This is a genomic window from Halovulum dunhuangense (assembly GCF_013093415.1).
GTDB classification, from domain to species: Bacteria; Pseudomonadota; Alphaproteobacteria; order Rhodobacterales; family Rhodobacteraceae; genus Halovulum; species Halovulum dunhuangense.
This window is the reverse complement of sequence record NZ_JABFBC010000001.1, coordinates 2162054-2187614: the sequence shown is the minus strand read 5'-3', so window position 1 is coordinate 2187614 and position 25561 is coordinate 2162054. Positions and strand designations below refer to the sequence as shown.

The 25561-nt window shown below is 67.0% G+C and carries 20 protein-coding genes; 12 read left to right on the top strand and 8 right to left on the bottom strand.

Annotated features, from left to right (window positions below; translation table 11 throughout):
- Window position 1: 1 nt before the first annotated feature.
- Genes HMH01_RS10570 through HMH01_RS10560 form a run of 3 tightly spaced genes read right to left on the bottom strand, consistent with a single transcriptional unit; the run spans window position 2 to window position 3653 of the window.
- Complete coding sequence (locus tag HMH01_RS10570; RefSeq protein ID WP_171325090.1) at window positions 2–1738, bottom strand: MCE family protein; 1737 nt, start codon at window positions 1736–1738, stop codon at window positions 2–4.
- Between the two features lie 11 nt (window positions 1739–1749).
- The gene (locus tag HMH01_RS10565) at window positions 1750–2517 is read right to left on the bottom strand and encodes an ABC transporter ATP-binding protein (RefSeq protein ID WP_171325089.1); all 768 of its coding nucleotides are present in this window, start codon (window positions 2515–2517) and stop codon (window positions 1750–1752) included.
- Complete coding sequence (locus HMH01_RS10560; RefSeq protein ID WP_425483594.1) at window positions 2517–3653, bottom strand: ABC transporter permease; 1137 nt, start codon at window positions 3651–3653, stop codon at window positions 2517–2519. The genes HMH01_RS10565 and HMH01_RS10560 overlap by 1 nt, the downstream gene beginning before the upstream one ends.
- A 332-nt stretch (window positions 3654–3985) precedes the next feature.
- On the opposite strand from HMH01_RS10560, the gene HMH01_RS10555 reads away from it, so the two are divergent.
- Complete coding sequence (locus HMH01_RS10555; RefSeq protein ID WP_171325088.1) at window positions 3986–5212, top strand: sugar transferase; 1227 nt, start codon at window positions 3986–3988, stop codon at window positions 5210–5212.
- A gap of 93 nt (window positions 5213–5305) precedes the next feature.
- On the opposite strand, the gene HMH01_RS10550 is transcribed toward HMH01_RS10555, so the two are convergent.
- Entirely contained in the window at window positions 5306–5866 is a 561-nt protein-coding gene (locus tag HMH01_RS10550) for a cupin domain-containing protein (RefSeq protein ID WP_171325087.1), read from the bottom strand.
- 168 nt (window positions 5867–6034) lie between these two features.
- Between HMH01_RS10550 and gabT the strand changes: the two genes are divergently transcribed.
- The 11 genes from gabT (at window position 6035) to HMH01_RS10495 (ending at window position 21998) form a co-directional block, all read left to right on the top strand.
- Window positions 6035–7330, top strand: a complete 1296-nt coding sequence (gabT, locus tag HMH01_RS10545; protein WP_171325085.1) for a 4-aminobutyrate--2-oxoglutarate transaminase — start codon at window positions 6035–6037, stop codon at window positions 7328–7330.
- Window positions 7331–7421: 91 nt separating this feature from the next.
- A complete protein-coding gene (locus HMH01_RS10540) occupies window positions 7422–8390 on the top strand; it encodes a TAXI family TRAP transporter solute-binding subunit (protein ID WP_171325083.1) in 969 nt (322 codons plus the stop codon).
- A gap of 119 nt (window positions 8391–8509) precedes the next feature.
- Window positions 8510–11248, top strand: a complete 2739-nt coding sequence (locus HMH01_RS10535) for a TRAP transporter permease (RefSeq protein ID WP_246237314.1) — start codon at window positions 8510–8512, stop codon at window positions 11246–11248.
- A 135-nt stretch (window positions 11249–11383) separates the two neighbouring features.
- Window positions 11384–12361, top strand: a complete 978-nt coding sequence (locus HMH01_RS10530) for a carbon-nitrogen hydrolase family protein (RefSeq protein WP_171325079.1) — start codon at window positions 11384–11386, stop codon at window positions 12359–12361.
- Between the two features lie 82 nt (window positions 12362–12443).
- Window positions 12444–15182, top strand: a complete 2739-nt coding sequence (locus tag HMH01_RS10525) for an aminotransferase class I/II-fold pyridoxal phosphate-dependent enzyme (RefSeq protein WP_171325077.1) — start codon at window positions 12444–12446, stop codon at window positions 15180–15182.
- A gap of 13 nt (window positions 15183–15195) precedes the next feature.
- Window positions 15196–16656, top strand: coding sequence for a biotin carboxylase (locus HMH01_RS10520; RefSeq protein ID WP_171325075.1), 1461 nt, complete (start codon window positions 15196–15198; stop codon window positions 16654–16656).
- A gap of 51 nt (window positions 16657–16707) precedes the next feature.
- Window positions 16708–17679 carry a C45 family autoproteolytic acyltransferase/hydrolase gene (locus tag HMH01_RS10515; RefSeq protein WP_171325346.1) on the top strand — a complete coding sequence of 324 codons (972 nt, stop codon included), beginning with the start codon at window positions 16708–16710 and terminating at the stop codon, window positions 17677–17679.
- 83 nt (window positions 17680–17762) lie between these two features.
- Window positions 17763–18386 (top strand): CDP-alcohol phosphatidyltransferase family protein, encoded by a 624-nt coding sequence (locus HMH01_RS10510; RefSeq protein ID WP_171325073.1) that lies wholly within the window; start codon window positions 17763–17765, stop codon window positions 18384–18386.
- 34 nt (window positions 18387–18420) lie between these two features.
- Window positions 18421–19620, top strand: a complete 1200-nt coding sequence (locus HMH01_RS10505) for an ABC transporter substrate-binding protein (RefSeq protein WP_171325071.1) — start codon at window positions 18421–18423, stop codon at window positions 19618–19620.
- Window positions 19621–19720: 100 nt separating this feature from the next.
- Window positions 19721–21367, top strand: coding sequence for an ABC transporter permease (locus HMH01_RS10500; protein WP_171325344.1), 1647 nt, complete (start codon window positions 19721–19723; stop codon window positions 21365–21367).
- The gene (locus tag HMH01_RS10495) at window positions 21360–21998 is read left to right on the top strand and encodes an ATP-binding cassette domain-containing protein (protein ID WP_171325069.1); all 639 of its coding nucleotides are present in this window, start codon (window positions 21360–21362) and stop codon (window positions 21996–21998) included. The genes HMH01_RS10500 and HMH01_RS10495 overlap by 8 nt, the downstream gene beginning before the upstream one ends.
- Window positions 21999–22031: 33 nt before the next feature.
- Here the strand turns inward: HMH01_RS10495 and HMH01_RS10490 are convergent, their stop codons facing one another.
- From HMH01_RS10490 to HMH01_RS10475, 4 genes are read right to left on the bottom strand one after another with little or no spacing between them, the layout of a single operon-like run.
- Window positions 22032–22190, bottom strand: a complete 159-nt coding sequence (locus tag HMH01_RS10490; RefSeq protein WP_171325067.1) for a hypothetical protein — start codon at window positions 22188–22190, stop codon at window positions 22032–22034.
- 13 nt (window positions 22191–22203) lie between these two features.
- Window positions 22204–23559, bottom strand: a complete 1356-nt coding sequence (locus HMH01_RS10485; RefSeq protein WP_171325065.1) for an amidase — start codon at window positions 23557–23559, stop codon at window positions 22204–22206.
- Window positions 23549–24970 carry a TRAP transporter large permease gene (locus tag HMH01_RS10480; protein WP_171325063.1) on the bottom strand — a complete coding sequence of 474 codons (1422 nt, stop codon included), beginning with the start codon at window positions 24968–24970 and terminating at the stop codon, window positions 23549–23551. Before HMH01_RS10480 ends, HMH01_RS10485 begins: the two co-directional genes overlap by 11 nt.
- A complete protein-coding gene (locus HMH01_RS10475; protein WP_171325061.1) occupies window positions 24967–25551 on the bottom strand; it encodes a TRAP transporter small permease subunit in 585 nt (194 codons plus the stop codon). Before HMH01_RS10475 ends, HMH01_RS10480 begins: the two co-directional genes overlap by 4 nt.
- Window positions 25552–25561: the final 10 nt, after the last annotated feature.

Sequence of the window (25561 nt, the reverse complement as noted above, 5' to 3'; positions counted from 1 at the left end):
GTCATCTCCTTAGTTCCGGAGGATTGTTCCCGAACAGGAACCGCGTCGGATCGCGTTCGAAGCGGATCGACAGCCGCTCCAGGATGGTCACCAGCTCGCGCGCCTCGCGGGCCAGCAGCGCGTATTGCGGCAGGCCCGCGCGCGCGAATTCCTGCAGCGCGGGCGAGGCCGTGGCCACCGCGCCCTCGACGCTGGTGATCATGCCCGAGGCCCGCTCCAGCATCGCGCGCAACTCGGCGGTGATCGCGGGCAGGTCGGCGCTGATGTCGGCCATCGCGCCGTCGAAGGCCGCAAGCGATCGGCGCAGGCTTTCAGCGGTCGGGGCGGCCTCTTCGGTCAGGATCCGGTCGGCGGTGGCGAAGGCGCTGTCGGCGGTGGCCAGCGTCGCGTCCACCCCGTCCATCGTCGACTCGAGCCGGGAAAGCGTGTCGCTTGCATCGCTGAAGGTTCGGGTCGCGGCCGCGATGGCGGCGGCGGCGTCATCGGTCAGCGGGCCCACCCGCCGGGACAGTTGCGAGACGTCCGCGCCAAGCGTCGTGATGGTGTCGTTCGCCGTGGCCACGGCGCCACGGATATCGGCCATCACCGCCGGGACATCTTCCTGCGCGATGCGTTCCAGCGCGGCAATGGGCGCATCCAGCCGGGCCAGCGTGTCGCCGGCCCGACGGACCAACTGCGTGCCTTCGCCCGTCACCAGCGTGTCGACGTTGCGGGCCGTCGTCTCGAAGGTCGTCACCGCGCTGCGGGCATCGGCCATCAGGCTGTCCACGCCTGCGATGGTGCGCTCCAGCTCTGCCAGGCGGGCATTGGCGGCCGTTGCCGTCGCGCCGAAGCCCGATAGCGTCGAGGCGGCCTCGGCGCGCAGGGCGGTGATGCTTTCGTCCAGCCCGTTCAGCGTCGCCCGCGCCTCGGCCACCAGGTCGGGCACCTGTTCCGAGACGATGACATTCGCGCTGTCGAAGGTATCGCGCACGCTGCCCAGCGTGTCGGTCGCCGCCGTGAGCGTCGTCTCTGCCCCCTCGAGGGTGCGCGTGGTGGCCCGCAGCGTCACGTCCGCATTGCCGAGCGTCGTCTCGACCGCCGCGCCGATGCTTTCCAGCCGGTCGGTGAACAGCGAGATCTGTTCGGTCGCTGCGGACACCGTCTCGGATATCTCGGAGAAATTCTCGAGCGCGGTGTCGAAGGCGCCCGAGGCCCGCTCGACATTGGACAGGATGTTGCCGACCCGGGCGCGGTTCTCGTCACCGGTCAGCGTCTCCAGGTTCTCGAGCAGGCTGCGCAACTCGGCAACCAGGTTCGGCGCGTCCTCGGTGATGGCCTGCAACGCCGAACGCTCCGCCTCGATCAGGGGAATGCCGCCAGTGGTGTCGCGCAGGAGCGGCGCCTCGGGCGTGCCGCCCGACAGGCTGACATAGGCGACGCCGGTCACGCCCTGGGCCGCAAGCTGGGCGATGGTGTCGGTGCGGATGGGTGTGTCGGCGTCCACCTCGATGCGGACGCGCACGCGGTCGGGGTCGTTCGCGGCAAGCGCAAGATCGACGACCTGGCCCACCGGCAGCCCGTTGTAGCGCACGTCGCCCGCACGCCCCAGCCCCGAGACGTCCTGGAAGAGAATGTCGTAATAGGCGTATTGACGGTCCACCTGCACCTTGGCCAGCCAGACGAAGAACCCCAGCGCGCCCAGGATCCCGAGGATCGTGAACAGGCCGATCAGAACGAAGTTGGCGCGTGTTTCCATCAGGGTATCCTTCAGGCCGAGGCTTGGGCCGCGCGCGCGCGCGGTCCGTGAAAATACTCGTGGACCCAGGGGTGGTCCACCTCGAGCATCTCGCGCATGGTGCCGGTGACAAGGACCTTGCGTTCCGCCAGCACCGCGATGCGGTCGCAGATCGCGTGCAGGCTGTCCAGGTCATGGGTCACCATGAACACCGTCAGCCCCATCGCCTGCTGAAGCCGGCGGATCAGCTCGTCGAATTCCGAGGCGCCGATCGGGTCGAGCCCGGCGGTCGGTTCGTCGAGGAAAACGATCTCGGGATCGAGCGCGAGCGCGCGTGCAAGGCCCGCGCGCTTGCGCATGCCGCCCGAAAGTTCGGACGGGTAGTTGTCCCGGGCGACAGGCTTGAGCCCCACCATCGAGATCTTGAGATCCGCCAGCCCCCGGCGCAGGTCGGCGGGCAGGTCCATCAACTCGCGCATCGGCGCCTCGACGTTCTGGCGCACGGTCAGCGACGAGAAGAGCGCACCGTCCTGGAACATCACGCCCCAGCGGGTCTGCACCGCCGCACCCTTCTGCCGCCCTGCGGTCACGTCCTGCCCGAAGGCGCGCACGGTCCCGGCGGCGGGACGGATCAGCCCCACGATCGAGCGCAGCAGCACCGACTTGCCGGTGCCCGAACCGCCGACCACGCCCAGCACCTCGCCGCGATGGACGTCCAGATCGAGCCCGTCATGCACGACATGATCGCCGAAGCGGTTCACCAGCCCGCGCACTTCTATGATGGTCTCGCGCGGCTCCATCAGACCCCCACCAGCGAGAAGAAGATCGAGAACATGGCGTCGGCGACGATCACGAGGAAGATGGCGAGCACCACCGATTTGGAGGTCAGGCGCCCGAGGGATTCCGCGTTGCCGCCCACCTGCATGCCCTGGTAGCAGCCCACGATGCCGATGATCAGCGCGAAAAAGGGCGCCTTGATCAGGCCCACGGCATAGTGCCAGACATCGACCGAGTCGATCAGCCGCGTGCGGAACATTCCCGGCGAGACGCCCAGCTCTGCCCAGGCCATGACCGCGCCGCCCAGGATGCCGATCACGTCCGACAGGAAGCCCAGGATCGGCAGGACCAGCATCAGCGCCAGGACGCGCGGCACCACCAGCACCAGGATCGGGTCAAGCCCGAGGGTGCGCATCGCGTCCACCTCTTCGCGCATCTTCATGGAGCCGATGGCGGCGGTGAAGGCCGATCCGGACCGGCCGGCGACGATGATCGCGGTCAGCAGGATGCCAAGCTCGCGCAGGATGGAAATGGCGATCAGGTCCACGACGAAGACCTCGGCCCCGAACTGGCGCAGCTGCACCGCGCCCTGAAAGGCCAGCACCACCCCGATCAGGAACGACATGAGCGCCACGATCGGGATGGCGTCGAAGCCCACCGCCTGCATGTGATGGACAAGCGAGGTGCCGCGCAGCCGCCACGGCCGGATCAGCACGCCCGTGAGCCGCACCATGACAAGGCCGAGAAACGCCAGAAGCTCCACCCCCTCGTCAAGGCCCGCGCGCACGCCACGGCCCAGCCGCTCGAGCAGGGCGATGATGCCTGGTGTGGGCGCGGCCTCCTCGTCCGGCGCGGGCCAGCTTTCGCGCACCAGCGCCAGCAGCGCCTCCTGTTCGGGCGAGGCGTTGATGATGCGCGCCCTTGCCCCCCGCGCCTCGGCCTGGTTCGCCGTCTCGATCACGAGCCACGCGCCCGCGGTGTCGAAGGCGCTGACATCGCCAAGATCGAGCGCAAGTTCCGCAAGCTGCGCAGGCAGTGCCGCCCGCCGCGCCCGAAGCTCTGCCACGCGGGCCAGCGTGAGCGGCCCCGAAAAGGCGAGCACCGCGCCACCGTCATCGCCGGTCCGTTCGATCTCCAGCCCCGCCACGGCCACGCTCACCGCGCCCCCCGACAAGGGAAGGCACAGGCGCCACAGGGTCGAAGCCGTTGAATCGCGCGCGAAATCATCCGATGACCCTAGCCATTGCCCGGCCCTGCGTCCATCCGCCCGCACGCGCTTTGGCGTGATGGGTCAGCCTTTGGGCAGGATCGTGCGCAGCATGATCCACAGGTCGAGGCAGATGGAGCGGATAGGGCTCTCGCTTGAGGTGGCTGGCGATGGCTGACCGGTATTGCCCTTGATCTTCTGCCATGCTGATCTGCTCTTCGCTGCAAGTCGCCTACGGGTGCTTGAGCCACCCGGCCAGTAACCCAGGGAAAGAGCGGGCTTAGATGCAGGTTTCGACAGGGCGAAAACCAAGAAAGCTCGTGATCACGGGTGCCACCGGGTTCATCGGTAGCATGCTTGTGCCGCGCCTCGCGGAAGCGGGACACACGCTGCTGCTCGTGGGACGCGAAAAGGCGTCGGTGATTGAAAGATTTCCGTCGATCCGCGCCTGCGAATATGCAGAACTGAAGGAACTCGCCGCAGGTTATGACGCGATCATCCATCTTGCCGTGGCCAACAACGACGCTGACCGTTCGGAGCAGGAGTTTCTCGAGGTTAACGGCAGGTTCATCGGCGAGGTGGCAAAGGCAGCCCGCGCTGCAGGTATTCCGGATTTTGTAAACATTTCCAGCTTCCATGCTCTGGATGAGCGAAACACCTCGGCTTACGCGAGGAGCAAGCGGATGGGGGTCGAAACGCTACGCGGCGTTTCAGGCATACGTTCCCACACGATCTATCTGCCGGCAGTGTACGGAGACACCTACGCGGGCAAGCTTGCGGTGTTGAATGGACTTCCAGGGCCCATCGCGCGGATCGTGTTCGAAATCGTGTCTGCTCTGAAGCCTGTGGCTGACATTTCCCTTCTATCCGGTCTCGTTGACCGTGCTGACTGGTCAGACACCCAGGGCGACGACCTTCTGCTCTCGGACGACAAGGACAAGAACTTCGTCTACGTTCTTTTTCGCTGGAGCCTCGACCACGGCTTCGCGCTTGTGGCGATCATGCTGATGGTTCTTGCCTACCTGCCGGTTTCCGCACTTGTCCGCCTGGATTCGAAGGGCCCTGTAATCTTCAAGCAGGAGCGGGTCGGTCGCGATGGTCGAATATTCCGCTGTCTCAAGTTCAGGACGATGCGCGAAGACACCGTTCAGGCCGCCACGCACCAGGTTTCCGCTGATAATGTAACGGCAGTCGGTCGGGTGCTTCGGAAAACAAAGATGGATGAGTTTCCGCAGGCGCTGAACATCATCAGGCAAGAGATGTCGCTGATCGGTCCACGCCCCTGCCTGCCATCGCAGGAAGAACTCATCGAGGCGAGGCAGAAAAAAGGTGTCCTCCGCGTGAAGCCCGGAGTAACGGGGTTGGCCCAGGTTCTCGGCGTGGACATGAGCGACCCGGAGAAGCTTGCCCGGATCGACGCAAGATACATTGCCATGCGGTCCGTGCTGCTCGACCTGAAGATACTGTTGCAGACGGCAAGAGGCCAAGGCGGTGGTGACCGGGTCAGGTGAGCGGCCTGTCCCGTTCATCTTGTTTCAGGGGCGGATGCGGGCGACTCTGCAAGGTTGCCGTAGCCCGTCGGCAGGCGATTGTGACGAGCCTCCTCAGAAACTCGGCGGGGTGCAGGCGCTGATGATGATGCAGTCCTCCTGGCCCGTGTTGCGGAAGCGGTGGGGCAGGCGGCTGTCGAAGGCGTAGGCGTCGCCGGCGCCCAGCGTCTCGGTGCGGGTGCCGACGGTCAGCTCGATCCGGCCCGAGACGACGATCCCCGCCTCCTCGGCCTCGTGGCTGTAAAGCTCGATGCCGGTGTCCGTGCCGGGGCCGTAGCGCTCGTGCAGCATCTGGAGCGTGCGGCCCGTCGTGTCGCCCACCTGCCGGAACACGACGCCGGCGCCACCCGGCAGCGATGGCGTGATCCTTCGCAAGTCCGCGGCGCGGTAGAAGATGCGGTCGCGGTCCTGCACCTCGACGCTGAAGAAATCCGACAGCGTGATCGGCAGCGCCTCGAGGATCCGCTTCAGCGTCGCGACCGACGGGCTGGTGCGGTTCTGCTCGATCTGCGAGATCAGACCGTTCGTCACCCCCGCCCGCGCCGCCAGCTGCCGCTGCGACAGGCCGCGCGCGGTGCGCAACGCCTTCAGCCTCGCGCCGAGATCCATGTCCATTCGGGTAGGCCTTTCGTTCCGGATGCCGGCTTTCGGCCGATCTTGATTAAAATATTAAACAGTCGTAGCCTGATTCCAATAATTTTGTTCCGGGCGCGGCGCTCGGACGCGGGGTCCGCGGCCCCCGCCCGCCGCCAGCCCGGCGTTTCCTTGGGGGACATGAGGGACATGACCAGCAATCACGACCTGCTCGACCGGCGGCACAGGGCGGTGCCGCGCGGGGTGGCGACCGCCTCGCCGGTGTTCGTGGACCGCGCGCAGAACGGCGAGATCTGGGATATCGAGGGGCGGCGCTACATCGACTTCGCCTCCGGCATCGCGGTGACCAACACCGGGCACCGGCACCCGAAGGTGATGGCGGCGGCGGCCGCGCAGATGGACCGCTTCGCCCATGTCGCCTTTCAGGTGACGGGCTACGAGGGCTATGTCGCGCTGGCCGAGCGGCTGAACGCGCTGGCGCCCATCGCAGACGCGCGCAGCGTCTTCTTCACCACCGGGGCCGAGGCCACCGAGAATGCGGTCAAGATCGCCCGCGCCCACACCCGCCGGTCGGGCGTGATCGCCTTTACCGGCGCCTTTCACGGCCGTACCCAGCTGACCACGGCGATGACCGGCAAGGCGGTGCCTTACCGCACGCCCGGCATGCCGGCGGCCGCCGGCATCGCGCATGTGCCGTTCCCGATCCCGCATCACGGCGTCACCGAGGAAGACAGCCTTCGCGCGCTGGCGCATGTGTTCAAGGCGGACATGGACCCGTCAGAGGTGGCGGCCATCGTGATCGAGCCGGTGCAGGGCGAGGGCGGCTTCTACCAGGCGCCGCTGTCCTTCATGCAGCGGCTGCGCGAGATCTGCACCGCGCATGGCATCTGCCTGGTCGCGGACGAGGTGCAGACCGGTTTCGCGCGCACGGGCCGGGTCTTTGCCATCGAGCATTACGGGATCGAGCCCGATCTCATCCCCATCGCCAAGGCGCTGGGCGGCGGGTTCCCGATCTCGGGCGTGATCGGCCGGGCCGAGGTCATGGACTCGGTCGCGCCGGGGGGCCTGGGCGGCACCTATGGCGGCAACCCGATCAGCTGCGCCGCGGCGCTGGCCGTGCTGGACGTGATCGAGGAAGAGGGGCTCTGCGCCCGCGCCGACGCCATCGGCCAGACCATGGTCCAGCGCCTGCACCAGTTCCGCCAGTCCAACTCGCTGCGGCCCATCGGCGATGTGCGCGGCCTGGGCGCGATGGTCGCCTTCGAACTGGTCCGGGAACGCGGCGGGCACGAGCCGGACCCGGATGCGACAAAGGCGGTGACGGCGGCGGCGCTGGATGCCGGGCTGATCCTGCTGTCCTGCGGTTACTACGCCAACACGATCCGACTTCTGGCGCCGCTGACCATCGCCGACGCTCATCTGCACGAAGGGCTGGACATGCTGGAAGAGGCGTTGAAAGATAAAGGGATGAAAGCCGCGCAGTGAACGCGGCACGAGTAAACATGACCGTCCCGCGCCGATCCCGGCGAAGGGGCGGCACAACAGGGGTCGATATTCGGGAGAAAGGACTGAAATCATGAAACTTTTGACTTCCGCCATACTGGCGGGCGCCGTTGCCATGTCTGCCGGCGCCGCCAAGGCCCAGGAGAAGTTCATCACCATCGGAACCGGTGGCCAGACCGGGGTCTATTACGTCGTGGGCCAGTCGATCTGCCGGCTGGTGAACCGCGGCACCGCGGATCACAACCTGCGCTGCACCGCGCCTTCGACGGGCGGCTCGATCGCCAACATCAACGCGATCAAGGCCGGCGACATGGACATGGGCGTCGCCCAGTCCGACTGGCAGTTCCATGCCTATAACGGTTCGTCCGAATACGAGGGCAACCAGTTCTCGGACCTGCGCGCGGTGTTTTCCGTGCATGGCGAGCCGTTCAACGTGATCGCCCGCGCCGATGCCGGCATCGGCACCTTCGACGATCTGAAGGGCAAGCGCGTGAACGTGGGCAACCCCGGCTCGGGCCAGCGCGCCACGATGGAGGTGGTGCTGGACGCGCTCGGCTGGACCATGAGCGACTTCTCGCTCGCCTCGGAACTGAACCCGGCCGAGCAGTCGGCGGCGCTGGGTGACAACAAGGTGGATGCGATCATCTACACCGTGGGCCATCCCAACGGGTCGATCCAGGAAGCCACCTCGACCGTGGATGCGCGGCTTGTGCCCGTGGTCGGTCCCGCCATCGACAAGCTGGTCGAGGACAATCCCTTCTATGCCAAGGCGACCATTCCGGGCGGCATGTATGCCGGCAACCCCGATCCGGTGGAAACCTTCGGCGTGAAGGCGACCTTCGTGACTTCGGCCACCGTCGACGAGGACGTGGTCTACGAGGTGGTCAAGGCGGTCTTCGACAATTTCGACCGCTTCAAGCGCCTGCACCCGGCCTTCGAGAACCTGGTCGAGGAAGACATGATCTCGCAGGGTCTGTCGGCCCCGCTGCATCCCGGCGCCGAGCGCTACTACCGCGAGCGCGGCTGGCTGCCCGCCTCCTGACCGGGGTCTGAACGATTGCCCGCGGCCGGTTTCGGCCGCGGGCTTCTCAGCAAGAACGCGGCGCCGCATCCGATGCGGAAGACCGCCCACGAACCAACAGGGCGATGAGGGGGCCGGCCATGACGGACAACGGATCAGGCGGGGCGCGCGGGGCGGCAACGCAGGAAGAACTCGACGCCCTTGTCGCCGCCGCCGATACCGGCGGGCGCAACCCGACGGGGCTTGTCGGCAGGCTGATCTTCCTGATCGCGCTGGCCTGGTCGCTGTTCCAGCTCTGGATCGCCTCTCCGATCCCCTTCATCCTGAATTTCGGCGTCTTCAACGATACCGACGCCCGCGCCTTCCACCTTGCCTTTGCGCTTGTCCTGGCCTTTGCAGCCTATCCTTCGGCGCGCAGCGCGGGGCAGCTTGTGCTGGGCATCGGCGTGCCGGTGATCATGTCGGTGCTGTTCATCGTCGGATCCCGCCCCGGAGAGCCGATCTGGTGGATCCCGCTGGTGGGTCTGCTGGTTGCCGGCGCGGTGCTGATGGGCTCGCCCAGGGATAGGGTCGCGCCCTGGGAATGGGCGCTGGCAATCATCGGGGCGGGCACCTGCCTTTACCTGTTCTTCTTCAGCGACGCGATTTCCAGCCGGGTCGGGGCGCCGATCCTGAGCGATTTCGTGGTCGCGGCGATGGGGCTTCTGATCCTGCTGGAAGCGGCGCGCCGCTCGCTGGGTCCGGCGCTGATGATCGTGGCGACGGTGTTCCTGGTCTACACCTTCCTCGGCCCCTACATGCCCGGCATCATCGCGCACAAGGGCAACTCGCTGGGCGAGGTGGTCAACCACCACTGGATCACGACATCGGGCGTGTTCGGCATCGCGCTGGGGGTGTCCACCTCCTTCGTGTTCCTCTTCGTGCTGTTCGGCTCGCTTCTCGACAAGGCGGGGGCCGGCAACTACTTCATCCAGGTGGCTTTCTCGCTGATGGGGCACATGCGCGGCGGGCCCGCCAAGGCCGCTGTCGTGTCCTCGGCCATGACGGGCCTGATCTCGGGCTCGTCCATCGCAAACGTGGTCACGACCGGCACCTTCACCATCCCGCTGATGAAGCGCGTTGGCTTCTCCTCGGAAAAGGCGGGCGCGGTCGAGGTGGCCTCGTCGGTCAACGGCCAGATCATGCCCCCCGTCATGGGCGCCGCCGCCTTCCTGATGGTCGAATATGTCGGCATCTCATATTTCGAGGTGGTCAAGCACGCCTTCCTGCCGGCCACCATTTCCTACATCGCGCTGGTCTACATCGTGCATCTTGAGGCGATGAAGGCCGGGATGGAGGGGCTGCCGCGCGCCTACACGCCCAAGCCCATCGTCCAGCGCCTGATCGGCATCGCCTTTACCGTCGCCGCGATCTGCGCGCTGAGCTTTGCGGTCTATTACGGCATGGGCTGGATCAGGCCCGTCTTCCCGGAAACGGCGGGCTACATCATCTTCGCGGCCCTGACCGCGGTCTATGTCGGGCTTCTGTGGGTCGCCTCGCGCGAGGCGCCGCTCAAGATGGAGGATCCGAACGCGCCGGTCAGCAAGCTGCCGCTGCCGGGGCCGACGATCCGTTCGGGGCTGCATTTCATCCTGCCGGTGGTGGTGCTGGTGTGGGCGCTGATGGTGGACCGCCTGAGCCCCGGCCTGTCCGCCTTCTGGGCGGCGGCCTTCATGATCTTCATCCTGCTGACCCAGCGCCCGCTGATGGCCCTGCTGCGCGGCGAGGGCGAGGTGGCGGCCAATATCCGCCGCGGGGTCATGGACCTGCTCGACGGCCTCGTGACCGGCGCGCGCAACATGATCGGCATCGGCATCGCCACCGCGACCGCCGGGATCATCGTGGGCGTGGTCAGCCAGACCGGCGTCGGCTCGGCGCTGGCCGACGTGGTCGAGGTGCTGTCGGGCGGCAATATCCTTGCCATCCTGTTCCTGACCGCGATCCTGTCGCTGATCCTGGGGATGGGGCTGCCGACCACGGCCAACTACATCGTCGTCTCGGCGCTGCTGGCGCCGGTGATCGTGACGCTCGGCCAGCAGAACGGGCTGATCGTGCCGCTGATCGCGGTGCATCTGTTCGTGTTCTACTTCGGGATCATGGCCGACGTGACGCCGCCCGTGGGGCTTGCAAGCTTTGCGGCCGCGGCCGTCTCTGGCGGCGATCCGATCCGCACCGGGGTGGTGGCCTTCTTCTACTCGCTGCGCACGGCGGCGCTGCCGTTCCTCTTCATCTTCAACACCCAGCTTCTGCTGATCGACGTGACATGGGCGCAAGGCATCCTGGTCTTCGTGGTCGCCACCGTTGCCATGCTGCTGTTCGCGGCGGCGACGCAGGGCTTCTTTCTCGCGCGCAACCGGTTCTACGAGACGATCGCGCTGCTGCTGATCGCCTTCACCCTGTTCCGGCCCGGCTTCTGGATGGACATGATCTATCCGCCCTATGCCGAGGAGGCGCCGGCCTCGATCGCGGAAGCGGCGGGCAACACGCCCGCGGGGCAGGCGCTGCGGGTCCGTGTCGCGGGCGTGAACGAGATCGGCGACCCGATCGAGTTCGTGGCCCTCGTGACGCTGCCCGAAGGGGCCACCGGCGAGGAAAAGCTGGAGGCGGCGGGTCTTGTGTTCCGCACCGAGGGCGAGCAGCTTTTCATCGACGACGTGGCCTTCGGCAGCCCCGCGCAGGATGCGGGCCTTGACTGGGACCAGGAGGTGCTGCGCGTGCTGCGCCCGCTGGACCAGCCCAGCAAGTACCTGATGTTCATTCCGGCGCTGGCGCTTCTGGCGCTGATCGTGCTGCTCCAGCGCGGCCGCGCCGCCGCGCTGCCGCGCCGGGCCGCGGCCTGAGGGCGGGGTGCGCGGGACGGGGACCTACGCGGTGGCCGGATCGCAACCCGGCCAGGCCCGCGGGGCGGGGGTCTTTCCCTCGGCGCCGATCTCGAATAGCACCTTGGGGATCCCAAGATCGGAGTTGACCCTGAAATGATCCCCTTCGCGATCGCCGGCGTCCAGATGCATGTGGCGGCCCTTCATTCCAACGTCGAGGCCATGCGCCACCGCATCGACGTGCTGATGGCGCGCTTTCCCTGGACGCAGATGGTGCTGTTCAGCGAGCTTGCGCCCTATGGTCCGCTGCCGCGCTACGCCCAGCCCTTCCTGAACGACACCGTCGCCCAGTTCTGCGAGGATGCGCGCCGCTACGGGATCTGGCTGATCCCCGGCTCGATGTTCGAGAAGGACGATCACGGGCGGATCTACAACACCTCGGTGGTGATCAACCCCGAGGGCGAGATCGTCGCCTCCTACCGCAAGATGTTTCCCTTCCGGCCCTACGAGTCGGAAGTCGATGCCGGCACCGAGTTCTGCGTCTTCGACGTGCCCGAGGTGGGGCGCTTCGGCCTGTCGATCTGCTACGACATCTGGTTTCCCGAAACCACGCGCCAGCTGACCGCGATGGGGGCCGAGGTGCTGCTGCACCCGGTGCTGACGGGCACCACCGACCGCGACGCCGAACTGGCGATCGCGCGCGCCACGGCCGCGCAGTTCCAGTGCTACGTCTTCGACGTGAACGGCCTGGGCGCGGGCGGGGTGGGGCGGTCCTGCGTGATCGACCCCTCGGCCACGGTGCTGCACCAGTCGGCGGGGCAGGAAGACATGTTCCCCATCGAGATCGACATGAGCCAGGTCCGCCGCCAGCGCGAGACCGGCATGAAGGGGTTGGGCCAGGTCCTGAAAAGCTTTCGCGACCGGCCCGTGGATTTCCCGGTCTATGACCGGACCAGCGGCACGGACGCGTTCCTGCACACGCTCGGCCCGCTTGCCATGCCGGGCAAGAACAGCCGGGCGGGGCTTCATTACGACATGCCGCAGGGGGGCACGCGCCCTGCACCTGCGGCCGGAACCGATCCTGCGGACCAGCGCCCCACGGCGCCCCCGCAGGGAAAGACGCTGATCGGCTGAGCGCCGGATCACCCCGCCTCACAGGGCGGCGGGGTGATCGCCGGTGGCTTGGTCCGGTCCGACAGGACAGGGGGGCTGAGCCATGCAGTCTATGAGCGACTACTATTCCGCGATCCAGCTGCGCGCGGATCGCTGGAGCGCGCTGCGCGAGACGACCGACGCGCTGTCGCGCAAGCAGACCGGGCGCGGGTCCGAGGCGCTCAAGCGCAAGGTCGAACTGCTGTTCGACCAGCTTGCCCCGATCGAGGCCTACTGGGCCTTTCCCGGCATGCAGGCCTTTGACCACCTGCGCCGCCAGTTCGAGCATGGCAACCTGGACGACCTGGCCTTTTCGACCCGGCGGGTGACGCGGGCGCTGACTTCCGGCGCCTATCGGCGGCGGTCGATCCCGCTGGACCGGGGCGATACCGACACCGAGGAGAACGACGACGAGGCGATGCTTTCGCCCGAGGCGCGGGCGCTGTCCAAGCCCTATTTCGAGGTGCTGTTCGTCGACCAGCTGACCGACCAGCAGGAACGCTGGATGAAGTCCAACATCGCGCGGATGCGCCGGGGCGAGGACCAGTTCCACTACGAACCCGTCGTCGTGCCCAGCCTGGAGGACGCGCTGATCGGGGTGCTGTTCAACCACAACATCCAGGCGGTCGTCGTGCGCCCCGGGCTGGTGCTGCGTTCGAAGAACGCGCTGCCGATCCTCAAGCGCTACCTGAACCGGGTGGGCGAGGACGAGGATATCGACGCGCTCGACCCCGAGGATTACGGCCCCGAGCTGTGCCGGCTGCTGGCCAAGGTGCGCCCGGAGCTGGACGCCTACCTGGTCACGGGTCGCTCGGTCGAGGAAATCGCGGGGCTGGACCTGGGCGTCTGCCGGAGGGTGTTCTACAACCAGGAGGATTTCCTGGAACTGCACCTGAACATCCTTCGCGGCGTGCAGTCGCGCTACAAGACGCCCTTCTTCACCGCGCTCAAGGAATATTCCAAGCAGCCGACCGGCGTCTTTCACGCCATGCCGATCAGCCGCGGCAAGTCGATCAGCCGCTCGCACTGGATCCAGGACATGGGCGCCTTCTACGGGCCGAACATCTTCCTGGCCGAGACCTCGGCCACCAGCGGCGGCCTCGACAGCCTGCTGGAGCCGCACGGCCCCATCAAGGAGGCGCAGGAACTTGCCGCCCGCGCCTTCGGGGCCAAGCAGACCTTCTTTGCCACCAACGGCACCTCGACCTGCAACAAGATCGTCGTGCAGGCCCTCATAAGGCCGGGGGATATCGTGCTGGTGGACCGGGATTGCCACAAGTCGCACCATTACGGAATGGTGCTGGCGGGCGCGCAGGTCGTCTATCTCGACAGTTATCCGCTCAACGAATACTCGATGTATGGCGCGGTGCCGCTGCGCGAGATCAAGCACCAGCTTCTGAAGCTGAAGGCGGCCGGAAAGCTTGACCGGGTGCGGATGCTTCTGCTGACCAACTGCACCTTCGACGGCATCGTCTACAATGTCGAGCGGGTGATGGAGGAGTGCCTCGCGATCAAGCCGGACCTGGTGTTCCTGTGGGACGAGGCGTGGTTCGCATTCGCGCGGTTCGGCCCGACCTATCGCCAGCGCACCGGCATGAACGCCGCCAAGGTGCTGCGCGAGCGCCTGAAAACCGCAGAGCATGTGACCGCCTACGAGGCCCAGCGCAAGGAACTGGAGGGCGCCGACGAACAGACGCTGCTGGACACAAGGCTGATCCCGCCGCCCAACGCGCGGGTGCGGGTCTATACCACCCAGTCCACCCACAAGACGCTGACGGCCCTGCGGCAGGGCTCGATGATCCATGTCAACGACCAGGACTTCAAGGGAGAGGTCGAGCAGAGCTTCCACGAAGCCTACATGACCCACACCTCCACCTCGCCCAACTACCAGATCATCGCCTCGCTCGACGTGGGCCGGCGGCAGGTGGAGCTTGAGGGTTTCGAGTTCGTCCAGCGCCAGGTCGAGGCGGCGATGTCGATGCGCCGGGCGATCGCGACGCACCCGCTGCTGAAGAAATACTTCAAGGTGCTGACCGCCGGCGACATGATCCCCGAAGAGCACCGCGAAAGCGGCGTGGAAAGCTACTACAACGCCGACCAGGGCTGGACCGACATCTGGGAATGCTGGGCGCGGGACGAGTTCGTGCTGGATGCGACGCGCGTCACGCTGGCCGTGGGCGGCACCGGCTGGGACGGTGACACGTTCAAGACCCAGATCCTGATGGACAAGTACGGCATCCAGATCAACAAGACCTCGCGCAATACCGTGCTGTTCATGACCAATATCGGCACGACGCGGTCCTCGGTCGCCTACCTGATCGAGGTGCTGGTCGAGATCGCCAAGGGGCTGGACGAACTGCTGGACGACGCCTCGCGCATGGAAAAGCTCAGCTTCGAGCGGCGGGTGCGCAACCTGATGGAGGAATTGCCGCCGCTGCCGGATTTCAGCCGTTTCCACGACGCCTTCCGCAGCGATCAGGTGACGCCCGAGGGGAACATCCGCGGCGCGTTCTTCCTCAGCTATGACGAGAACAACTGCGACTACCTGGAACTGAGCGGCAGCCTGCGCGATGCGCTGGAACGCGGCGACGAGGTGGTGAGCGCGTCCTTCATCATCCCCTATCCGCCGGGCTTTCCGATCCTGGTGCCGGGGCAGGTGGTCAGCAAGGACATCCTCGACTTCATGCTGGCGCTCGACGTGAACGAGATCCACGGCTACCGCGCCGATCTGGGCCTGCGGGTGTTCACCAAGGAGGCGCTGGAGCGCCACGCCAGCCCGAAACTACAGAACGCAGCAGAATGACAGGGAGAAAAAGATGCCGAAAAAGGTATTGAAGAACATTTCCGAGATCCGCCGCTTCTTCCATCGGAACGAGGATCCCGTCTATTTCGTCTCGGCCACCAACTTCAACCTGCTGGGGCTGGACGAGTGGTGCAAGAACTTCAAGTACATCTGCTACATCGACTGCTATGACGGGCGGCATCCCAACGTCTTCTGCCCGTCCGAGCAGCCGCACGCGGAATTCCAGTCGATCGAGGACATCAACAACTACCTTCTCCAGCACAAGGAGGTGATCGACCTCGTGAAGCGCCGGGGCGGCAAGCCGAAATTCGTCTTCCTGATGTTCGACGAGGAAACCGAGCGGCTGGCCAGGGAACTGGGCGGAGAGGTCTGGTTCCCCAAGGCGAAGTTGCGCACCCGGATGGACAACAAGATCGAGACGGTGCGCGTGGGCAACAAGGCGGGCGTGCCGTCCGTCCCCAACACGCTGGCCGAGGTGAAGGACTACAAGCACCTGACCCAGATCTGCGAGAAGGCGGGGCTGGGCCATGACCTGGTGCTGCAATCGGCCTTCGGGGATTCGGGGCACACCACCTTCTTCATCAAGTCCGAGGCCGATTTCCGCCGCCACGAGCACGAGATCGTGGGCGAGGGCGAGATCAAGATCATGAAGCGGATCGACTGCCGCGGCTCCGCGATCGAGGCCTGCGCCACCAAGGAGGGCACCATCGTGGGCCCCCTGATGACCGAGCTTGTGGGCTTCAGGGAACTGACCCCCTACCGCGGCGGCTGGTGCGGGAACGAGATCTTCTCGACCGCGTTTCCGCCCAAGGTCCGCCAGCAGGCGCGCGAGCTGACCTTCAGGTTCGGCGAGCAACTTCGGAAAGAAGGCTATCGCGGCTATTTCGAGCTGGATTTCCTGATCGACAAGAAGACCGGCGACCTGTGGCTGGGCGAGTTGAACCCGCGCATCACCGGGGCCAGTTCGATGACCAACCACGCGGCCTTTGCCCATGCCGACGCACCGCTGTTCCTGTTCCACCTGCTGGAATTCTCGAAGAAGCCCTTCGATCTGGACGTGGAAGAGCTGAACGCCCGCTGGGCCGACCCGGACATGATCGACAGCTGGTCGCAGATGGTGATCAAGCACACCGATGACAGCGTCGACATCATCACCGAGGCGCCCGAGACCGGCATCTACCGGATGCTCGAGGATGGGCGCGTGATCTTCGACCGTTTCGACTATCACCGCCGCGCGGTCGAGTCGGAGAACGAGGCCTTCTTCCTGCGCATCTCGCGCCCCGGCGACTATCGCTACGAAGGCGCGGACCTGGGCATCCTGGTGACGCGGGGACGGTCGATGACCACCGGCTTCAAGCTGAACGACCGGGCGCAGAAATGGATCCACGGGATCAAGCGCAATTTCTCGGCCAGGCCGCTGCCGGTGGCAGAGGCGGGGCCGGCCCTTGCGGATCCCGCATTCAAGATCATGTAGGGAAAGAAGGGGTCCGGCAGAACGGGCCCCACCCATGGGGGCCGAATGAAGATGCACTGGCGGGCCGTGGACGAGGCGCAGCCCGGCCCGAAATGGGCCGCGCTGTTCCACGAATACTGGCCCGATTATCACCGCTGGTGGCTGCGCGAGGGCGAGGATGCCCGCCCCACATACTGGGACGGGGTTCAGGCCCTGCGCGCCCACATGCCCGAGATCCTGCCGCTCTATGAAGAGCTTTGCGCGCTTGCGGGCGGCTCGGACCATGCGGCGCGGTTTCTCAGTTTCCATTGCCCGCCGCCCTACCTGTCGGGGTGCAGCCAGGCGATCTGGCCCGGCGAAGAGCCGGTGCTGGTGCGCAACTACGACTACAGCGCCACCGCCTTCGACAGCCTCGTGATGCGCACCGAATGGCAGGGGCGCACGGTGCTGGGCACCTCGGACGGGCTGTGGGGGCTGGTCGACGGCATGAACGACGCGGGTCTTGCCGTGTCGCTGACCTTTGGCGGGCGGCGCGTGGTGGGCGACGGCTTCGGCGTGCCGCTGATCCTGCGCTATGTCCTTCAGACCTGCGAGACGGCGGAAGAGGCCGGCCGCGCGCTGGCGCGCATCCCCACCCACATGAGCTACAACGTGACGGTCGTGGACAGGAAGCGCCGCTTCCTGACGGCGCTGATGGGGCCGGACCGCCCGGCGCAGATCACCCATGCCGCGGTGGCCACCAACCACCAGGAACGGGTGGAGTGGATGAGCCACGCCCGCTTTACCGCCACGGTCGAGCGCGAGCGCTACCTGCTGCAACGCCTGACCCTGCATGTGGAGCCGGTCGAGAAGTTCATCGGCGCGTTCCTGAAGCCGCCGCTCTATTCCTCGGCCTTCGCGCAGGGGTTCGGCACGCTCTACACCGCCGTGTACCGCCCCGCGCAAGGGCTGATGGAACTGCGCTGGCCGCGCGCGTGCTGGCCGCTGGACATGCACGCCTTCGTCGAGGACAGCCGCGCCATCTACACGCCCGAGACGGTCTGAACCCGCATCACTTTGGCGTAGGGGAAATTGCCTTTTCCCGCGCCCCGCGCGACAACCATCGGGCCACGTTCCGGGAAATGCCGATGCTCGATGCCGCCGCACGCCGCCTGATCGACCCGCCGCTCGACGCGCTGGGCCGGGCGCTGGCGCGGCGCGGGGTGGGGGCGGACGCGGTAACGCTGGCGGGGCTGGCGCTGGGGCTTCTGTCGGCGGGGTTCATCGCGCTGGGCTGGTTCACGCTGGCGCTGCTGCCGCTTCTGCTCGGCCGGCTGGCGGACGGGCTGGACGGCGCCATCGCGCGGGCCACGCGGCGCACGGATTTCGGCGGCTACCTGGATATCGCCTGCGATTTCCTGTTCTACGGCGCGGTGCCCATGGCCTTTGTCTGGGCCGATCCTGAAACCAACGCCGCCGCCGGCGCGTTTCTTCTGACCAGTTTCTATTTCAACGGCGCAAGCTTCCTGGGCTTTGCGGTGCTGGCGGAGAAAAGGCGGATGCGGACCGATGCGCGGGGGGTGAAATCGCTTTATTTCACCGGCGGGCTGCTGGAGGGGACAGAGACGATCCTGTTCTTCGTGGCGCTGTGCCTCGCTCCGGGCTGGTTCGCGCCGCTGGCCTGGGCCTTTGGTGCGCTTTGCTTCGTGACCGCCGCCTCGCGGCTGCTGCTGGCGCGCAAGCTCTTTGCCGACCAGGCACCGAAGGAATGAAATCGGGGCGCGGCCCCAACGACAGGTAGGATGAATGAAGAAGATCCTTGCGACCCTGATGACGCTTTCGGCGCTGCCGGCGCTGGCCGATCCCGATCCCGCGAACTGGGACGCGGTGCTGGAAGAGGCGCGCGGCCAGACCGTCTATTGGCACGCCTGGGGCGGCTCGACCACGACCAACGATTTCATCGCCTGGGTGGGCGACCGGGTGGCCGGCGAATACGGCGTCACGCTTGCGCATGTGAAGCTCTCGGACACCGCCGAGGCGGTCAGCCGGGTGCTGGCCGAACGCGCGGCCGGCCAGGACGACGACGGGGCGGTGGATCTCGTCTGGATCAACGGCGCGAACTTCGCCTCGATGAAGGAGGCGGGGCTTCTGTTCGGCCCCTTCGCCCAGGCGCTGCCCAACTGGCAATATGTCGATGTCGAGGGCAAGACGGTGCTGACCGACTTCACCGTGCCGACGGAAGGTTACGAAAGCCCCTGGGCGATGGCGCAGGTGGTGTTCATCCACGACACCGCGCGGATGCCCGATGCGCTTGGCACCATGGCGGAACTTCTCGACTGGGCGCGCGCCAATCCGGGGCGCTTCACCTTTCCCCAGCCGCCCGATTTCCTTGGCTCGACCTTTCTCAAGCAGGCGCTGATCGACCTGATGGACGATCCCGCACCGTTGCAGGCGCCGGTGGACCAGGCCGACTACGAGGGCGTGACCGCGCCGCTCTGGGAGTTCATGGACGCGTTGACGCCGCTTCTGTGGCGCGAGGGGCGGGCCTATCCGCAGACCGGGCCGCGCCAGCTGGAACTGATCTCGGACGGCGAGGTGGACCTGGCGATCTCGTTCAGCCCGGGCGAGGCGACGGCGGCCATCGCGAATTTCCAGCTGCCGGAAACCGCCCGGACCTTCGTTCTCGACAAGGGCACGCTGGGCAATGCAAGCTTTCTTGCCATCCCCTACAATTCCGGCGCGAAGGCCGGTGCGATGGTGGTGGCCGATTTCATTCTCTCGCCCGAGGCGCAGCTGCGCGCGCAGGATCCCGCCATCCTGGGCTACGGCACGGTGCTGGCGATGGACAAGCTGGCGCAGGCGGACCGCGCCGCCTTCGCCGCGCTGGACCTGGGCATCGCCACGCTCAGCCCCGCGGAACTGGGGCCTGCGCAGGCCGAGCCGCATCCGAGCTGGATGACCCGGATCGAGCAGGACTGGATCACCCGCTACGGCGTGGTGCAGTGAGCCGGGATTGACGCTGGTCGGGGCAGAGCGCACGGCGTCCCGGGGCGGCCCGCGCCGGCCCGCCCGCCTTGCATGGGTGCCGGGCCTGACGCTTTTCCTGATGCTCGGGCCCGTGGCCGCGGGCCTTCTGTTCACGCTGCTGCCGGCGATCGGCTACATGCCCTCGGTCGGCGCGACTACGCTCGGCCTTGCGCCCTTTGGCATGGTGTTCGACTGGCCCGGGCTGCCGCAGGCCGCCAGGCTGAGCGTGACCACCGGGCTGCTGGCCACGTCGCTTGCGCTGGCGGTGACCGTGCTGCTGGTCGCGGGTCTTGCGGGAACCCGTGCCTTTCGCCTGATCGAGAGGCTGCTGTCGCCGCTTCTGTCGGTGCCGCATGCCGCCGCCGCCTTCGGGCTTGCCTTCCTGATCGCCCCCTCGGGCTGGCTGGTGCGCAGCGTCTCGCCCTGGGCCACCGGGTGGGAGCAGCCGCCCGACCTGTTGATCCTGCAGGATCCCTGGGGTCTGAGCCTGGTCGCGGGGCTGGTCGCCAAGGAGGTGCCGTTCCTGCTGCTGATGACGCTTGCCGCCCTGCCGCAGGCGCAGGCGGACGCGCGGCTGACGGTTGCCCGTTCGCTGGGCTATGGCCGGGTCAATGGCTGGCTCAAGGCGGTGTTCCCGGCGGTCTATGCGCAGATCCGGCTGCCGGTCTATGTGGTGCTGGCCTATTCCATGTCGGTGGTGGACGTGGCGATGATCCTGGGCCCCAACACGCCGCCCACGCTTTCGGTGCAGATCCTGCGCTGGATGAACGACCCGGACCTGACCATGCGCCAATGCGCGGCGGCGGCGGCGCTTCTGCAACTGGCGCTGGTGCTGGGCGCTCTTCTGCTCTGGCGGCTGGGCGAGCGGGCGCTTGCCCGGTTCGGCCGGCGGCGTATCGCGGCCGGGCGGCGGGGCCTGTCAATCGATCCGCTGGCGCGCGGCGCGGGGCTCGCGCTTGGCGCCGGCTCGGCGCTTGCCGTGCTGCTTGGCCTCGTGGCGCTGGGGGTCTGGTCGCTGGCCGCGCGCTGGTCCTATCCCGACCTTCTGCCGGAGGGCTTCACCCTGCGCAGCTGGATGCGCCACGGCTCCACCCTGGCCGATACCGGGACGCAGACCATCCTGATCGCCGTGATCGCAACCGCGCTGGCGCTGGTCCTGACCATCGGCTGCCTCGAGTCCGAGACGCGGCGCGGTGCGCGTCCGGGGCAAGGGGCGCTGCTGCTTCTGTACCTGCCGCTGCTGATCCCCCAGGCGGCATTCCTGCCGGGGCTTCAGTTCTTCCTGCTGGGGATCGGCGGGGCGGAGGGTGTCCTGCCGGTGATCGCCGCGCATCTGGTGTTCGTGCTGCCGTATGTCTTCCTGTCGCTGTCGGACCCGTGGCGGGCCTGGGATCGGCGCTACGCCGTGGTCGCGGGCAGTCTTGGCGCGGGGCCTGCGGGGGTTCTGTGGCGCGTGCGGCTGCCGATGCTGCTGCGCGCCGTGCTGACGGCGGCGGCGGTGGGGATGGCGGTGTCGGTGGGCCAGTACCTGCCCACGCTGCTGATCGGCGGCGGGCGGGTCGGTACGCTGACGACCGAGGCGGTGGCGCTGGCCGCGGGCGGCGACCGGCGGGCGATCGGTGTCTTCGGCATCCTTCAGACGCTGCTGGCGCTCTTGCCCTTCGGCCTGGCGCTGGCCATACCGGCGCTGGTGTTCCGCAACCGGCGAGGGCTGAGACATGGCTGAGGCGGGTCTGCGGCTGGATCATGTGCGGATCAACCTGCGGGGACGGGCGCTGATCTCGCTCGACACGCTGATCCGGCCGGGAGAGGTGACGACCGTCATGGGGCCGTCGGGTTCGGGCAAGTCGAGCCTGCTGGCGCTTGTCACCGGAACGCTTGCGCCCGAGTTCGAGACAGCGGGACAGGTGCGCATCGACGGGCACGACCTGTCGGGGTTGCGGCCCGAGGCGCGGCGCATCGGCATCCTGTTCCAGGATCACCTGCTCTTCCCGCATCTTTCGGTGGGCGAGAACCTGGCCTTCGGGCTGCATCCCCGCATCGAGGGGCGCGCGGCGCGGGCCGCACGGATCGGGGCGGCGCTGAGCGAGGTGGGGCTTGCGGGCTTTGCCGACCGCGACCCGGCCACGCTGTCCGGCGGGCAGCGCGCCCGGGTCGCCCTGATGCGGATGCTGCTGTCGGAACCGCGGGCGGTGCTGCTGGACGAGCCGTTCTCCGGCCTCGATGCGGCGCTCCGGGCGCAGATCCGGGCGCAGGTGCTCGACCATGTGCGGCAGCAGCGGCTGCCCTGCCTGATGGTCACGCATGATCTGGAGGATGCGCAGGCCGCCGGCGGGCCGATCCTGCGGGTGGGGTAGGGCGGCACAGCCTGCGCCGCCCTGAACTTCGGCTCAGCCCTTGTCGCGGGCCGATCGCAGGAAGTCGTAGCCGACCAGCGCGATCGTCAGGGCGATCACCGCGATCAGGTCGACGCGCGGCACCCAGATGGCGAGGATCGCCAGAAAGCCGGTCAGCACGGCAAAGGCCAGCAGGGCCATCAGCTTGTTCATGTCAGCGTCTCCCTTACGCGTCCTGTTGCGCGGCCCAGCCGACCAGCCAGCGCGCGGTCCGCAGCAGCCGGGCATCGCCCGACCGCGGCCCGCACAGCTGGACGCCCATCGGCAACCCGTTCTCTGCCTGAAGCAGGGGAACGGTGACCGAAGGGGTGCCGACATAGGTCCACAACCCGTTGAAGATGGCATTGCCGGTGCTGCCCAGCCCCTCGGGGGCGGGGCCCGGCGCGGCCGGCGTCACGATCGCATCGCAGCGCTCGAAGATCTCGCCCAGGCCCGCATGGAGCACCTCGCGCCAGTCGAGCGCGGCCAGGTAGTCGCGCGCGGTGATCGCGCTGCCCTTCTCGATGGCCTCGCGCGTCACGGGGGCCAGCTTGTCCAGCCCCTGGCGCGCGTAGCGGTAGTAGTACTTCGCCATCTCGGCGAAGTTGATCCGCTCGCGCAGCGCCGCCGCCTCGTTGAAGGCGGGGGGCAGGTCGACCCAGAAGGCCTGTTCGCCCAGCGCCTCGGCCAGTTCCTCGATCGCGGCGCGGGTCTGCGGTTCGGCATCGGCCCAGCCGGGCGGGCGCACGAAGGCAAGCGTCGGCTTCACGGGCGGTTCGGTCAGCGTGGTGTCCAGAAGCCGCGGATGCGGGTCCATGGAGGTCGCCTTGTCCAGCGCGTCATAGCCCGCCAGCGCGTCCGCCAGCAGCGCCGCATCCGCCGGTGTCCGGGCAAAGACGCCCAGCGTGTCCAGCGTGTGCGACTGCATCAGGACGCCCGTGCGCGGGATCAGCCCGAAGCTGGGCTTGAACCCCGTCACCCCGCAGAAGGCGGCCGGGCGGATCACCGAGCCGCCGGTCTGCGTGCCCACCGCCAGCGGAACCATGCCCGCCGCCACCGCCGCCGCGGAACCGGAACTGGAGCCGCCCGGCGTATGCGCGGGATCGTGCGGGTTCACGGTCTTGCCGGGACTCAGGAACGCCAGCTCGGTCGTGACCGTCTTGCCCATGATGATCGCCCCGGCCTTCTTCAGCTGGGCGACCACGAAGGCATCCGTCACGGGGATCCGGCCCTGATCCAGCACGGTGCCGTTTTCAGTGGGGATCCTGACCGTGTCGATCACGTCCTTCAGCGCGACCGGAATGCCGTGCAGCGGCCCGATCGCCCGGCCCGTGGCGCGGAAGCGGTCAAGCTCCCGCGCCTGGTGCATGACGAATTCGGGGTCGTGCCAAGCAAAGGCCTGCACCTGCGGCTCGCGCTCCTTCACCCGTTCCAGATACGCCTCTGCCAGCTGGACCGCCCTGAGCGCGCCGGATGCGATCCGGTCGCGCAGGGTGCAGGCGTCCAGGTCCAGCAGCGCGTCCGTCTTCGGCTTACCGGCCATAGAACAGCTCCGGCAGGTAGAAGACGATCTGCGGGAAGGCGTACATCAGGAACATCGAGATGAACACGCAGATCAGGAACGGGAAGCAGCCCGCGAAGATCTGCGTCAGCTTCACCTCGGGTGGTGCGATCCCCTTCAGGTAGTAGGCCGACATCGCCATCGGCGGGGTCAGGAAGCTGGTCTGAAGGTTGAGCGCCACCAGCACGCCGAAGAACAGCGGATCGATCCCGAACAGCGGCAGCAGCGGCAGGAAGATGGGCACGAAGATGATGATGATCTCGGACCATTCCAGCGGCCAGCCGAGCAGGAAGATGATCAGCTGCGCCAGCAGCAGGAACATCAGCGGCGAGATGTCGAGACCCTGCACGAACTCCGAGATGATGTGCTCGCCCCCGAGATAGGAGAACACCGACGAGAAGGTGTAGGAACCGACGAAGAGCCAGCAGACCATCGCGGTGGTGCGCACCGTGAGGTACACGCTTTCGCGCATCCGCTGGAAGGTCATCGCGCGGTAGGCAAAGGCCAGCAGGATCCCGCCCAGCGCCCCGATGGAGGCGGCCTCGGTCGGGGTCGCAAGGCCGAACAGGATCGAGCCCAGCACCGCGAAGATCAGGAAGGCCAGCGGGAAGAACGAAGTTGCGATCATCGCCATCAGCTTGGCGAAGGGAACTTCGGGCACTTCTTCCCTGGTCGGCTTCGGCGCGATGGACGGTTGCAGGATCGACCGCCCGATGACGTAGATCAGGTACAGGCCCACCAGCGTGAAACCCGGAAGCAGCGCCGCCGAGTAGAGCCGCACGATCGACACGCCCGAGGCCGCCGCATAGACGATCAGCATGATCGAGGGCGGGATCAGGATGCCCAGCGTGCCGCCGGCGCAGATGATGCCGGACGCGAAGCTGTTGTCGTAGCGCGCGCGCAGCATGGCCGGCAGGGCCAGCAGCCCCATCAGCGTCACCACCGCGCCCACGATCCCGGTCGCGGTCGCGAACAGCGCGCAGGTGATCAGCGCCGCCACGCCCATCGAGCCGGGCACGTTGCGGGACGCGATGTTGAGCGTGGCGAACAGCTTGTCCACGATGTTCGCGCGCTCGACGATGTAGCCCATGAACAGGAACAGCGGCACCGCCGTCAGCACCTCGTTGCTCATCACCGTGTATGTCTGGTTGATGAACAGGTCGAAGATGCGGTTGTTGAGGAAGCCGTCTATCCACAGGGATGTCGACTCCCACCATCCGGCGGTTTCCGGATCCAGCCGGTTGTATCCGCGCCACATGCGCCCGGCGTCGAAATAGGCGTAGTAGCCGAAGCCGATCCCCATCGCCATCAGGGTGAAGGCGATCGGGAAGCCCAGGAACACCATGAAGATGAAGATGCCCAGCATCGTCAGGGCGACTTGAGGGTCAGTCATGGATTATGGCCCTTCTCGGCCTCGTTGGCCTGTTTCATCAGCAGGTCTTCGGTCTCGAAGACGTCTTCATCGGCCTGCAGCCACTGGTTGGTGCGGATGCAGTGGATGCAGCGGAACACCTGGGCGATGCCCTGGATGAACAGCAGGATGCCGGCCGCCACGATCACCGTCTTGAACTGGAAGATCGGGATGCCCGCCGGGCTGTTCACCGAAACCTCGCCATAACCCCAGGAGCGGGAGGCGTATTTCCAGCCCGCGAAGATCAGCGCGGTGACTCCGGGAAAGAAGAAGAGGATGTAGAGCACCAGGTCCACCTTGGCCTGGGTGCGGGGCTGCCACAGCCGATAGAGGAAGTCGCCCCGCACATGGCCGCCGCGCGACAGGGTGTAGGCGCCCCCCATCATGAACAGCGTGCCATACATGATGAAGGACACATCCAGCGCCCAGGGGGTCGGGCTGTTGAGCACATAGCGAACGAACACTTCATAGCCAGTGCCCACTGCCATCAGAACGATCAGCCAGGCGAAGGCCTTGCCGAACCATGCCGACAGGCTGTCGGCGAAACGGATGAAACCGATCATCTCACCAGGA

Coding starts and splice junctions, on each gene's coding strand:
- HMH01_RS10570 (WP_171325090.1), bottom strand. CDS start 1,738: ATGGAAACACGCGCCAACTTCGTTCTGATCGGCCTGTTCACGATCCTC.
- HMH01_RS10565 (WP_171325089.1), bottom strand. CDS start 2,517: ATGGAGCCGCGCGAGACCATCATAGAAGTGCGCGGGCTGGTGAACCGC.
- HMH01_RS10555 (WP_171325088.1), top strand. CDS start 3,986: ATGCAGGTTTCGACAGGGCGAAAACCAAGAAAGCTCGTGATCACGGGT.
- HMH01_RS10550 (WP_171325087.1), bottom strand. CDS start 5,866: ATGGACATGGATCTCGGCGCGAGGCTGAAGGCGTTGCGCACCGCGCGC.
- gabT (WP_171325085.1), top strand. CDS start 6,035: ATGACCAGCAATCACGACCTGCTCGACCGGCGGCACAGGGCGGTGCCG.
- HMH01_RS10540 (WP_171325083.1), top strand. CDS start 7,422: ATGAAACTTTTGACTTCCGCCATACTGGCGGGCGCCGTTGCCATGTCT.
- HMH01_RS10535 (WP_246237314.1), top strand. CDS start 8,510: ATGACGGACAACGGATCAGGCGGGGCGCGCGGGGCGGCAACGCAGGAA.
- HMH01_RS10530 (WP_171325079.1), top strand. CDS start 11,384: ATGATCCCCTTCGCGATCGCCGGCGTCCAGATGCATGTGGCGGCCCTT.
- HMH01_RS10525 (WP_171325077.1), top strand. CDS start 12,444: ATGCAGTCTATGAGCGACTACTATTCCGCGATCCAGCTGCGCGCGGAT.
- HMH01_RS10520 (WP_171325075.1), top strand. CDS start 15,196: ATGCCGAAAAAGGTATTGAAGAACATTTCCGAGATCCGCCGCTTCTTC.
- HMH01_RS10515 (WP_171325346.1), top strand. CDS start 16,708: ATGCACTGGCGGGCCGTGGACGAGGCGCAGCCCGGCCCGAAATGGGCC.
- HMH01_RS10510 (WP_171325073.1), top strand. CDS start 17,763: ATGCTCGATGCCGCCGCACGCCGCCTGATCGACCCGCCGCTCGACGCG.
- HMH01_RS10505 (WP_171325071.1), top strand. CDS start 18,421: ATGAAGAAGATCCTTGCGACCCTGATGACGCTTTCGGCGCTGCCGGCG.
- HMH01_RS10500 (WP_171325344.1), top strand. CDS start 19,721: ATGCTCGGGCCCGTGGCCGCGGGCCTTCTGTTCACGCTGCTGCCGGCG.
- HMH01_RS10495 (WP_171325069.1), top strand. CDS start 21,360: ATGGCTGAGGCGGGTCTGCGGCTGGATCATGTGCGGATCAACCTGCGG.
- HMH01_RS10490 (WP_171325067.1), bottom strand. CDS start 22,190: ATGAACAAGCTGATGGCCCTGCTGGCCTTTGCCGTGCTGACCGGCTTT.
- HMH01_RS10485 (WP_171325065.1), bottom strand. CDS start 23,559: ATGGCCGGTAAGCCGAAGACGGACGCGCTGCTGGACCTGGACGCCTGC.
- HMH01_RS10480 (WP_171325063.1), bottom strand. CDS start 24,970: ATGACTGACCCTCAAGTCGCCCTGACGATGCTGGGCATCTTCATCTTC.
- HMH01_RS10475 (WP_171325061.1), bottom strand. CDS start 25,551: ATGATCGGTTTCATCCGTTTCGCCGACAGCCTGTCGGCATGGTTCGGC.